The organism is Candidatus Erwinia haradaeae, from assembly GCF_900698935.1.
Classification (GTDB): Bacteria; Pseudomonadota; Gammaproteobacteria; order Enterobacterales; family Enterobacteriaceae; genus Erwinia_E; species Erwinia_E haradaeae_D.
Genome location: NZ_LR217715.1, coordinates 727392 through 740904, shown reverse-complemented (window position 1 = coordinate 740904; position 13513 = coordinate 727392). Strand labels below are relative to the sequence as shown.

General features: G+C 32.6%; 6 protein-coding genes and 1 other RNA gene. 5 read left to right on the top strand and 2 right to left on the bottom strand.

Annotation, left to right across the window (positions count from 1 at the left end; all coding sequences use genetic code 11):
• The first annotated feature begins 760 nt into the window (after positions 1 to 760).
• The gene (locus ERCIKOCA2762_RS02305; protein WP_157988579.1) at positions 761 to 1057 is read left to right on the top strand and encodes a LapA family protein; all 297 of its coding nucleotides are present in this window, start codon (positions 761 to 763) and stop codon (positions 1055 to 1057) included.
• Positions 1058 to 2887: 1830 nt separating this feature from the next.
• Positions 2888 to 2984: signal recognition particle sRNA small type (gene ffs, locus ERCIKOCA2762_RS02300), an RNA gene on the top strand.
• An 846-nt stretch (positions 2985 to 3830) separates the two neighbouring features.
• Here the strand turns inward: ffs and gshA are convergent.
• Positions 3831 to 5387 carry a glutamate--cysteine ligase gene (gene gshA / locus ERCIKOCA2762_RS02295; protein ID WP_157988578.1) on the bottom strand — a complete coding sequence of 519 codons (1557 nt, stop codon included), beginning with the start codon at positions 5385 to 5387 and terminating at the stop codon, positions 3831 to 3833.
• A gap of 1008 nt (positions 5388 to 6395) precedes the next feature.
• Between gshA and pssA the strand changes: the two genes are divergently transcribed.
• On the top strand, positions 6396 to 7751 hold the full coding sequence (pssA, locus tag ERCIKOCA2762_RS02290) for a CDP-diacylglycerol--serine O-phosphatidyltransferase (protein ID WP_157988791.1): 1356 nt from the start codon (positions 6396 to 6398) through the stop codon (positions 7749 to 7751).
• 1874 nt (positions 7752 to 9625) lie between these two features.
• The gene (dolP, locus tag ERCIKOCA2762_RS02285; RefSeq protein ID WP_157988577.1) at positions 9626 to 10204 is read left to right on the top strand and encodes a division/outer membrane stress-associated lipid-binding lipoprotein; all 579 of its coding nucleotides are present in this window, start codon (positions 9626 to 9628) and stop codon (positions 10202 to 10204) included.
• Between the two features lie 839 nt (positions 10205 to 11043).
• Here dolP and folE read toward each other — a convergent pair.
• Positions 11044 to 11715: a GTP cyclohydrolase I FolE gene (folE, locus tag ERCIKOCA2762_RS02280; RefSeq protein ID WP_157988576.1), complete on the bottom strand. Its 672-nt coding sequence runs from the start codon at positions 11713 to 11715 to the stop codon at positions 11044 to 11046.
• A 435-nt stretch (positions 11716 to 12150) separates the two neighbouring features.
• Here folE and ERCIKOCA2762_RS02275 point away from each other — a divergent pair, with 435 nt between their 5' ends.
• Complete coding sequence (locus ERCIKOCA2762_RS02275; RefSeq protein WP_157988575.1) at positions 12151 to 12408, top strand: FAD assembly factor SdhE; 258 nt, start codon at positions 12151 to 12153, stop codon at positions 12406 to 12408.
• The last annotated feature ends 1105 nt before the right edge of the window (positions 12409 to 13513 follow it).

Sequence of the window (13513 nt, the reverse complement as noted above, 5' to 3'; positions counted from 1 at the left end):
TTTAGGTGACTCTTTTTTATTTTATGAGGTATCGTTTGTATAACGACTACATTCACAATCATATTGATGATGCCATTCTGTAGTAGTAATAGTTTTATATTTTAATCATAAGTTGTGATAAGTTGATTTGTTATCATAGTAATACTTTATCTTGTGATAACTTATGTAGTTGACATTAAGGTTTAATTATGTTTTGTGTGAGTAGTAATCATTAATGATTTCGCTAAGTGTTACATGGTATTTTGCGGGTCATATATAACTAGTATGATAGACATATTCCACTGATGTATTGAGATAGCTAGAGCCTATACTATAGTGATTACCACATACAATGATATAATCATAAAAATCATACAAAAAATGTTGTATGATAGTAGTTTTTAGATGCAGTATTTCATAGAATAAAGTTTCTAGAAAAGATGTTGATTCTAGGCATGTTCTTTCATAACTATTGATTTTCATGCGGTAGGGATCAGATGGTGTATGAATTTATTATATTTAGTGCATAACTATATGTTAGGTGGTCATGTTATATGTACTATCACTAATTTTATTTAATTTCAAGTATTTGAATCCAAAGCAAACATGGTTAGCGTGATAAATCACAGCGAATTATATCTATTATAGCCGAGTTAATATTGAATGCAATAACTGGCATCAGCATACTAATGCTGATGGTTCGATAAAAGAGTGCAGGCGATAAGCACTAGGACAATTATTTATATCATTCACTACTGAAATTTACAATAAAGGGTATGTTTTGAAATATTTTTTTATTTTTTTAGTGATTATTGTGATGCTCGTTTTGGCTATGGCTTTAGGGGCTCACAATGATCAAGTAATCACCTTTAATTACCTGATGGGTCGTGGTGAATTCCATATTGCTACGTTATTAGCGGTAGTATTTTCTATGGGTTTTTTACTGAGCTGGATGATTTGTAGTATCTTCTGGTTACGTATTCGTGTCTCTTTAGTGCATGCACAACGTAAGGCTATACGATTACAAGGCCAATTAGCTGTAAAAGAAAACGCTATAACCATTTCAAAAAATAGATGATAAAGGGAGTATGTTCGATTCTATAAACTATTTACTTTGCCTGTGTGATCTGTTTGTTTTAGGTGTACAGCTATTCTAAAAATGTTTCTGTGATATTATAGAATATAGTCTCTGACGATGTTTGCATAAGATGATAGATGATCATCAATTTCTTTGGAACACTTTCGGATGAATCTGTCTATAATTTAAACATTATAAAAATATTATTAGACTCGCTATTCTCTCTCATCTTACTGTATATACCATGGTGTAAGTACAGATGTGAATTATAGCATTGGTGTTCATAAACTATGGAAAATAGCACTTTTACAACCTGAATCCAGTGTTGAGTGAGTAAGCCGAGAAAATACTTTATACACACCAGTGTAGTGCAATGTTGAAGAAAAAATACCTAGAGATAAAAACAATAAAATGCTGCTACAGCGCATTTTGATAGTTTTTATTGATTTATAAATAAATTTAATGTGTGTGTATGCTATCAATATCACAGTATTACATGTAAGGAAGGCGAATAAATGTGATGACAACGTGCAGTGGTGGAAAAATTTTTAGTAACATGTAGCATAAACTTGGAAGAAATTGGTTGCTATATGTAATAAAAATATTTTTTAGAATAATCTTCAAACTTCTAATACTGTATCGTGACGTAAGTCGTATTCATTGTAGTTTCAAGAAACAAGTATTAAACGACCTTTAATACAACTAAGAGTGTTTCTTGTCTAGAATTTTTATGACAAGATTGGCAGGGTGTTCAAATACCGATAAGTGAGGATATAGTTAGTTTGTAAAGGGAGTCATTGTTTTGTGAGATGGTATTACGATATACATATTAAAATATTAACTGCTCAGTTAACTGTATAGTTCACAATTGATCACTTATTTTTTATATAAGCAGCGCAACAAGACATGGAGAAGAGTGAATACGCAATGTCTGTATTGTCGGTATAGTAATTTCTGTATTTGATGTGAATGTGATATGAGGATATTTCCTAGTATATCGATCGTTAATATGATTATTTTTTCTATCATGTCCGCTGTGGTTATATTAACATCAAAACAATATTAAGTAATAAATAACACTTATTGGGGTGAGTTGTACTGCATACGCAGTGTCTTTATATTAAATGTTGTTTGTTCTAAACATTAACATGGTGTTTGACAACATACCTTTTTTATGTGCTGATTTGAGCAGAGAAAGCACAATGAATATTCTAATATACATTATAGTGATGTGTTTGTATCTTGTTGAGGAGATGGTTGATGATTGGCGATGGAAAAGAGCGCTGAATTATAATTGACGCGTATTTTGAGTCAAAATACTAATCATTTTGACGAACGAGTGACACTAGAGCAATGATAGATTGCATAGATATGCGCACATTTCTATATATTGAACTTTTGACGCGAGGCACACAGATATGATAACACGCAGTGTGTATGTTGCGACCAACGATACACATTATGCATTTTTTTAACTTTTTAAAATACGCACAATATTGATGTAGTATACAATATAAAAGCATTATGAATAATCATGTGTTTTTATCATAGTGATGACCATATTGCATATATGCAACTAGGTTTTCCGTAATATTTTTTGTAGGTACTAGAAGTGTTGTTTTTACTTCGATAGAATTGTGTGTATTTATGCAGAAGTGTGTATAGATTTTCTTTATTTAATATTTTACGAGAATTGTGCGATGGTTGAAGCTTAGTTAAAACTATTAATTATAAAGATAGAAAAAGTATTTTACTTCAGTACTTGCATTTACCAACAGAATTAGAGATAATGCCCTGCATAAGATTGAAAATTATATTTCATGGGGGTGGTGTTAACCAGCCTGCAATGGCGATCTATGAACCCGGTCAGGTCTGGAAGGAAGCAGCCGTAATAGATTATACATGTGCTAGGATATGGTTGACACCCGCCCTCTCCAGCGTTTTTATATTTTAATAATATTAGTACACATTGCTATTTATGTAATGACTATTCAATGAAGTTAGTTCATATCTCTCTCTATTGAGAGAGTAAACGAATTTTATATATTTCTATATATATAGAAGAATTATTTATTAAAAAGAAGTTTTTATTATGTATTTTACATATAATACAAAGATTGCTATCTCATATATTTGATTATATGCCTATTTTTTTAACGATGCGAATATACCATTTGAAAAAATTTTATGTATAGCTACGTTGTAATCATAGTGTAGTATAAGTGTGATTTATATAAATTATAGGGACTGCACTAACCTATGTATTATCAATACATAGGGTTATAGATTGCACTTGCAAGACTTACATATATAATATACAAAAAATCATTTGTAAGTCATCAGCTTGTTTTGAGATTTTGTGATGTTTGTGAGGGTTTTAAAGCAGATAAGGTATCGATTGGTTTTTTATGTGTATATAACACTAATGGTGTTCTCCTAACACTGTTTTTATGATTTTTTTTGCCATAATGTTCTGCTCAGTTTCATGGTGTGATCAATAGATATATCATACATTAGCAAAAGGATTCCGATATTCATGCTAGTTGAATATGAAACGTACTCATACATAGTATGTTATCTTTCAAGATAACACTGTCCAATCATTCTTTAATTCATATTTGATAGTAAGAGTTTATTTAGCCTATACTTTATAAGTGAACTATATGATGTTTATACATTAGAGAGTTTTGGATGGATTTTGTCATACAACAAATTTTCTGTTTTTCCTCGCATAGCATATGAAAATCATAACTACTAATTTAGTATTCGACTATCACTTCACATTGTATAAATTTGTTCTCCTGTGTTGGTCTCTGAGTTCAATTTGTTTTTGGCGTATTTTTGAGCGTCGTGCTTCATTGGTAAATTGATTCTTGTCTACTATTTCTAATTCTTCTTGAGATAACTGAGTTCTGTATTTTGCTGCTAGAGCTAGACCGGTGCGCTCAAGACCGTGTGATTTTAGCGTGTGTAAGAGACGAGCTGAATAGGTTAAATTTGGATTATTGAAGGATGCTTTTAGACGCTGACAGACATTCTGATAACGAGGTTTTTCGCTCAGGCTATCTAGTGTTTTTGCGATGCGATTTAAATCATGTAATAGGTGATGACCGATGTCTGATACAGGGTATTTAGTTTGTCCATCCTCCATATTGATGGTTTGTCCAAATTTACGACCTTCAGTAATAATCAAATTCCAATTTTTATGTGTACAAGCTAATTCTATGCTATCTATGGTGGGTGAATCAGCAATAGCACACCAAATTAGAAACATATCAAGGAAACAGATTTGCTCGGATGAAATTCCAATGGGAGAGAAGGGATTAATATCTAGCGAGCGTACTTCTATGTATTCCACTCCTCTACGTTGTAACGCATCTAATTGAGATTCGCCAGATAATGTCATGCGTTTTGGTCGGATGGGTATATAAAGTTCATCTTCAATCTGCAGTATATTTGTATTGAGTTGTAGACAGTTACCCTGATCATCTTGGACTCCCATTGCAATAAATTTTTCTGATGGCGTTTGAATTGCGATTTGTAGGCTTGCAATATATTCTGATAAATTATTAAAAGTAATATTTAGGTTGTGATCAGATGGATTGACATAGCCTAGATCACTTAATCGCAGCGAGGTTGCATATGGTAATGATAGCATACCGTGTTCACTATGTTCGAATGGAAGTGTGCTTTCACGACCATTCATAAATGAGGAGCAAATAGCTGGTGAGGCACCAAAAAGATATGGGATAACCCACCCAAACCGATAATAGTTACGTATTATTTGTAAATATCCTGCGGAAATGGCTTCTTTTCCATCTTGTGAATTATATATACCAGTCCGTTCTTTCCAGAATGAAAATGGCAAAGAAAAATTATAATGTACACCTGCAATCATCTGTATTAACGCACCATAGCGATTTTTTAATCCTTGACGATAATGCGTTTTCATTTGACCAATAGAGGATGAACCATATTGTGCAAGCTGTATTGGTTGGTCTGGATGCACTTTACATGGCATACTCATTGGCCACATTAGTTCTTCACCTAATTGACTAGAAACATAACGATGTATGTCACGTAAAAACACTAATAAATGATCAATATTGTCATCGACTGGTGTAATGAATTCTAATAATGCTTCAGCAAAATCAGTGGTAATCCATTGATGCGTTAAAGGTGAACCAAAAGATCTTGGGTGTGTGGTGGTCGCAAGAAATCCATCCGGCCTAATACGCAGGGTTTCGCGCTCAATACCGCGACCTATGCCTTTGAGGCAATGAGGATGAGATTCTAACCAGATAAGAGCATCTGATGCATTCGGGATCACATTGACCTCCCGCTAAGAGAATTTTATAATAATGAAACATGAGATGTATTATTTCTTTAAAGATAATACTTATGGGTCTGTAACACAGAGCGTGGCAGATCGCTCACAATAATTATAAATTATAATAAGTTATATTCAATTACCTAGAACATTTTGCGTGTACTATTTCGATATATTATAGTTTTATGATGATTTAACTCAGTGCATAGCTTACATAGAACAGCAGTGGATAACAATTCATATAAATACAAAAATGATTACATGCGTTGCATAACTATAGACAATGTATGAGATACGCACCTTAAATTACTTAGCTCTAGAATCATCAAGTATTCTATATTTAAAAAATATATTAATGGATTTGAGAAATTTTATCACTCAGTGTATTAAAATTTGATGCATCAGGTAAGTCATATATGGTTTATATAACATATTTATTAGTCTGAGTTTCGATTATTTATGATGTATTATCTCTAGATGAGGTATACATAGGTAGACTATCAAACTATCTGTTTTGTCTCCATAGCGAGGCAGATGTATTTTATACAATAGACAAAGACAAGAGAGGCTGTATCAGCTAAACAGCAGGTAGCAGAGATATGCGAAAAATACAACCTATTACGCTTATACGTATGGTGTAAGATATCATTTTTTCTGAAAAATTTCTAGTTTGTTACGGCTGTGTAACGTAGATTGATTAGGTAAATGAGCACATACAGTTCACCTTATGTTAAGTTTATCATGAATACCTTAAAAGCGTATTGTGTATACCTGACGACCAAAGTATTATAATTTTCGCATAAAAAAATAGTTTTACGGTTTGATTTACATCATTTCATACCAGATAGATTGATATCTAGTACATATATCTTAGTGTTGATGAATGTAATTAGAGTGAGAGATAAGTCTCACTAGTATTAGAAATATGTATTATGATATGCATCATTATATTTTATGCGTTTGCCAGAGCTTATTAATAATCTAAAAGGAGAAAAGAAGCATCCTGTGATATTGACAACATGTCAAACTAACCAACATCAAAAATATCTTGCACAGTTACCGAAAATTGCACAATCAGTGATGGGTTTTAGTACATTATTTTCACCATCTGAGTTTCGCAAAACTTTATTGGAAAAAATTTCTTCTGCCACGCATCGCATTTATATCGTAGCTCTCTATTTAGATAACGATGAAGGAGGTCAGGAAATTTTTGCTGCGTTATATGCAGCGAAGAACAAGACCCCTCATTTAGATATTTGTGTATTAGTAGATTGGCATAGAGCACAACGCTGTCGTCTTGGTGCTACCACCGAATTCACTAATGCGGATTGGTATTGTGAAATGTCTAAACAGTATCTGAATGGATGTATTCCTGTATATGGCATTCCTGTAAATACTAGAGAAGCACTTGGTGTACTGCATCTAAAAGGTTCTGTGATTGACAATACTGTTCTATATACTGGTGCTAGTTTTAACAATATGTATTTACATCAAAGAGATACATATCGTTATGATCGATATCAGTTAATTAGTAATAAAGTATTAGCGGATACAATGTTGCATTGGATCAAAACAGGCTTGTTGGAAGCTCCAGCTGTCCATCGTCTAGATCGATTGGAACGCCCTCAATATTCTGAGATTAAACATGTTGTTCGAAAGTTTCGCAAGGAGTTGCGTCGGTGTTGTTATAAGTTTAACAGTAATACTTCTAATGACCATCTTTCGGTCACGCCCCTCCTAGGGTTAGGGAAAAATAGTATTCTCAATAAAACTATTCACCATCTTATGCTATCTTCTAAATGCATGCTAATGATTTGTACTCCGTATTTTAACCTTCCAACATTATTAGTTCGTAATATCGTCTATCTCTTGCGTCAAGGAAAGGTGGTAGAGATTATTGTAGGTGATAAAACTGCTAATGATTTTTATATTCCAGAAGATCAACCATTCACCATGATTGGTACACTTCCTTATTTATATGAGATTAATCTTCGTTGTTTTCTGAGTCGGTTTCAACACTATATTAATAATGGACAACTAATGGTACGTTTGTGGATCGATGGGAAAAACAGCTACCATCTTAAAGGAATCTGGATAGATGATGAATGGATGATGCTGACGGGTAACAATTTAAATCCACGTGCATGGTGTTTAGATTTAGAAAATGCAGTTGTTGTTCATGACCCCCTAAGACAACTTTTAGAGCAACGTACTCATGAATTAAAGATCATTCGTCAACATACTACTTTCATACAATGCTTTCAGGATTTAGAGAATATTTCAGATTATCCTGATCCAGCACGCAAATTAATTTGTCGGTTGCATCGTATGCGTATCGATCGACTTCTGCGCCGTATTCTCTAGGTTATGCGAGGTATGGTGAAATGCAGGTAGTGATATTTGCACTTCTTTGAGGTATTACTGGTTGCAAAAGCATAGATTGTGAAGAAAAATGCATAATACAGTGACATTAGACTAAAAGATATAGTTATATTGATAGAGTTATATGATGTGTTTTATAAAATATATCTGAGCGGTATATATGCCTAGTTTGCGAAGGATCTGTGGCGAATAATTTTATAGAGATAATTATCATGCCGGTTGCATGTGATCTTATCAGTATATGAGAACAAAATGATAAAATTAACAGGCAACGCATATTTTTTTGATTATGGTTAAAAACAATCTTTTCGAGGTTCTGCATTTCAAAAAAGAGATAAGGAATAAACACAATGAATATAGCATGAAAAATTCTATTTTAAACATATTAGCTAGTATGCGCTAAAGTATGCAATAGGGCCAGTTATTTGGATAGATAATAGTAGAGATTTTGTCATAAAAAATAAATTATTGAATAAGTTGGATGTATGATAACAGTGATAATTTTGCTATCTAGCACACTGTAGTCTGTATCAGACCTCTGATACCATACGAAAAGCATCAATACTATTAGCATGCAAATCTGAAGCAGATTGTTGTGATAGCCTGGCTTAGTACGATAGAACAAAGCTATTACAGAGAATAATGCTAGTGTTTTTTCTAAAATACCAGGTTTCTGAGTATCGGTTAGTTGACTGTTCTGTTTCTAATAGAATTTTCTTAAAAAGTTTTCTAGAATTACTGTAAGCTATCATCTTAAGTCACATGCGATAAGTGACTGATTTACAGGTATTTTGTACTAACAGGTTGCTGGATACTCCATTGTAAAAGCCCACATGCAAACAGGTCATGTGCGCATAGTTTTTATTTTAATTTGCTAAAACAGAATCAGAGACTAATTGATCGAATTAAGCGATGGTGGCACATACTTGAGATGTAATGCATGTAGAATATCAAAAAAAGGAGAGCTATATGCTACTCAAAATGTATACTATAGTCATAATGCAAGATAATATATTATGTCAAGACTGAATAGTTTAAGTGAGAACCCTATCATGAATCAATGGAGATAGCAGTAAAAATACAGCACATAAATGAGAAGATTAACTATCAGATACTGCACGATTTTCAAATATTATTAAGGATCATAGACCGTATTTCAGCATCTTTATGAAGATAGTTTGATATGCAGCACAGTGCACAGAGTTCTTAATATCGATGATTATATTGTTGGTGATCGTTTTTACACAAAAAATCTGTTCGTATACTAGAAATTATAACTGGTGTTTCATGAGGATGCAATCCCACCTGTTTTCTTAAAGTTTATTACATTATAGTTGTATATCTATTAGAAAGAGATATACAACTATAATCGCAATGAGTGTATAACTCGAATAGTTATACAGCATAGCTATATGATATAAGAAGTCTGTGTCAAAAAATGTGAGTCATATTCTATAAACAATTAAAGTATTGTTGCTCACAATGCTTCAAAAACAGTTATGACAAATGAATTGCCACTAAACATCCTACCATAAGTAGTAATACTTATCTCCCTGCTTTAGCAAACCAGCAATATAGTTCTAAGGAGTGGTCTGGGTGTTTATAGTGATGATAAATAGTATTTTGTAGACAAGTATGATCTATGGTTTTTAAGAATAAGAGACAAAGCTTGCCGTTTATTACTCTTAGCGTGAATTATCTCTACCAGTCTTTTAGGTACGTAAAATATTAACATTCTTGTATTTTTAAATCACGGTGCACGGATTGGAGATTTATATGTTTATGTATCGTAAGTACTTATGTAAACTGAGAGAGGATATTTTATTTCTTCAAGTATAGAGAGCCAAGGACATTATATGAAGAAGATGATATCTACATGTATATTGATTGCAATTATGGTAACATTACCAGGATGTATCACTGGGATAATGGTTAGTGCAGCAGTAGCCACTAAAGTTATCACTGATCCACGTACTTTTGGTACTCAAGTAGATGACACCACTGTAGAGATTCGTGTAAATAATGCTTTAGACGCAGACCAACAGATTCAAAAAAACACTCATATTGTTACTACTGTTTACCAAGGTAAAGTGTTGCTTACAGGGCAAGTACCAGATATGACTTTAGCAGAGCGTGCGCAGAATATTATTACAAACATTCATGGTGTGCGAGAGGTCTATAACGAGCTTCGCATTAAAAATCAAGTTCATAGCAGAACTGTATCCTCCGATCTGTGGATTACTGCCAAGGTGCGTTCGCAATTATTATATAACGAGCAGGTCAGATCCTCACACATTAAAATTCATACTGAAAACAGTGAAGTGTTTTTGCTCGGTATTGTTACTAATATAGAAGCGGTGATCTCCGCAGAGATTGCTAGCAGGGTGAGCGGTGTACGGCATGTGACTACTGTCTTCACTATTTTAAAAGAGTGATAATATGAGATATGCCACATGGCATATCAATACACTGGTACTATTGATACATAAAGGTGTATTCTATAATGAGTTTTTTATCGTAACGGGAATACTCAAAGAAGTAGGGTCTATAGGTAGAGTGTAATTAAGTATGGTTTTTGTAGAAGATTACAGCTATTTTATACTAGCATGATATAATTGGTGATGTATGTCCATAATAATATATGATGGTGCTCTATAAAAACTTTAATTTATGAATGATTAATGCATATGCTTTTTAAGCAATCAGTTTGTAAAACAGATTGTATATTTACCTATTGATTAGGCATTCTGTAAAATAGCTTTTATGATATATACATTATGATACAGAGATGCATGAGGTAGTTCACCTGCTATTATACTCCTGTGAGGAGTATGTGTTATAATATAATAATGAGATGTAATCTATTGCTACACACTTACTTAGCATTTAGTGTAGATGAATATCTATATCAATAATCTGATTTACTCAGATATGTTTGCGATTGGGAGACGATAGATTAATATGAGATTCTAAGGCGTTTCTTATTAAGAAAGATGAATTCATAAGAATTTTTATTAACTTAAATAGGCTGATATGCCTATCGTATTTTTGATATAAAAATATTTTCATTGAAACATACAATTAAAAGTTGTATATATTTGACATATCATTGTGTGCATTTAGTTATAGAATGTTTTAAGAAGTTACCGACTTTATAGTATCACAATATTCATAATATAGATAATATGACTGAGCATGTAAGCTATAGCAAATATGTCGCTCATATATACAGACATCAAACAACAGATTGAGCATGCAAGCGAGATGCATTAGATTAATGATTGTAAACTGATCGTATAAATTCTTGTCTAGTCTCATTATTTGTTTTGAAAAGACCACCCAAAGCAGTAGTAGTGGTTGTACTAGTAGTATCACGAATACCGCGCGCTCTTACGCAATAGTGGGTTGCTTCAATAAATACTGCTACATGCTGTGTATCCAGTATGATCTGTAATGCTACTAGAATTTGCTGGATCAGTCGTTCTTGTACCTGAGGGCGAGAAGCAAAGAATTGTACGATACGGTTAATTTTTGATAAACCGATTACCTTGTTTTTTGGAATGTATGCAACTGTAGCTTGACCATCAATCATAACAAAATGATGTTCACAGATGCTCGTCAGGTTAATGTTACGGACTGTAATGATTTCATCAATATGGATTTTATGTTCAATTAAAGTAATTTTTGGAAAGTTTGCATAATCTAAACCGATAAATACTTCATCAATGTACATTTTTGCAATACGTGATGGTGTTTCTGCGAGACTTTGATCCTCTAGATTCAGATTTAATAAATACATAATCGCAGTCATGTGTTCAGTGATTTTTTTTTTGCGGTTTGTATTATCTATGTCATGTGGCTGTATCCGTAATGGAGTTTCAAGCCCGTATGATACTAGTACTTGATGTACGCGTACGGCTTCTTGGCTCCAGTTATCTCTTGCCATGCCTTATTTCTCCAAGCGATTAGGGTGTGCTATTGTTATGATGAATATCATATTGTTTATTATAACTTAGTTACTGCATCAATAAATGCATTTATTATGTACATTTAATCAGGTGCTTATGCATGATTCTCAAATACAGTACGCTAAAAGTATCTCTATGTTGTCGTTGGTTTTTTACGGTGTAAAATATAGGTGTACATGGGTACATTCACATTTTCAATTTATAAACTTTTCTAATTTTTTTGTACAATGCAGGGAAATTAGATTTTTTTGTAATAGAAGCGCGATTGAATTTGGTAAGTATAGAGCATCTTAGTAGTAATATGCTATCTCTATATCATAGATAGTATGTCACGGCACAGCATAATTTTTTTTGTAAAAAGAATGATTGGAATAAATAGATATGGCGAGCGTAATACATAGAGAATAAATAAGATGGATATTACAGATAAATCACGTATTCACCTAGCATGCTATCGAGGCATGCGTGAGCTAGATTTATTAATCATGCCTTTTTTTCAATATGAATTTGACACTTTAAGTGTAGATGAAAAAAATTTATTTGTCTACTTATTAGAGCACGACGATCCTCAGTTACTTCGTTGGCTAATAAATTCTGAAGTACCCGAAGATGTTAATTTAAAAAAAATTATAGAGAGAATTCAGCAGAGCAATCAATACAGACTCCCTTGAACATGATTTTGTAGGTATGTGGTATGATAAAATTAGTGATATATAGCAGATACATTTGCTATATATATGGTTTATTGGTTCAGTGTATATATCAGGATGTAGGTTGGATTTCGATAGAAAGAGTAGAAGCGCTAGAAGGGAGGGGAATTATTCCTATGATTGGATTTTTTATTTTTTCTATGATTGTATTTTGTTAGTAATAATAATCGTGAGGTTAAATTTATGAAATTTCATTACGGAATATATATAAATCAAAAATAACATGTCTTTTAAACCGTAATTCATCAGATCTTTATTGCGAGAACATAAAGCGCACTGTGTGGTGAGCTATGACCATTACATATAGCGATATAAAAATCGTCAGCATATAGAAGTAAGGTTCACCCGGTAATACAGCCAGGCTGTATTGACAATCCACATACTTTACAGTATCCATGTCAGGTATTGTGACGTATATTTAGGCAGTGCTAAATACGCTAGTGAGAATTTATGGGTGTAATGCTTATTAATTAATGATCATGAAGCAATGAATTAAGCATATGATAGAGATCAGAATATCTCAGCTGAGTAAATGTTAGTTTTTATAAGGATAGAATAAAAAATAAAATTTAAAAAAAGCTGCGAGTTGCGCCTATCTAAGATGTGTGTAGATCAGCTGTTTCTGGCAGTCACCAGCGGTCACGAAAGGTCAAAAAGATTAATTATAATCAGTCATACAATAGTATAAGATGGTAGAAAAACAGTGTGATCTTTTTCTTGTTTTTGTTTTTAATGTATGGCTAACAATATTGGTAACAATTACTGTATCATACAGTTATCGTATGACATAATCCACGAAAAAAATCAGGTCTAATACAGAGGTCATGCATAATAGTCTTAAACGTTTTCCAAAATAATCAAACGCCATTAGGTGGTTATAACTACTTAATTTTAATTATCACATTACATTACATACATTTCTGCAGTATGAGTAGCATGTATACAATTTATGAAAGAATTTTAGACAGTCGAATTAATTGTTTTTGAAAAACTTTTAGTTATTAATTGCATATTAATATATTCATGTAATTATTTATCACAATCATTGAATATACTAAGTTGGTTG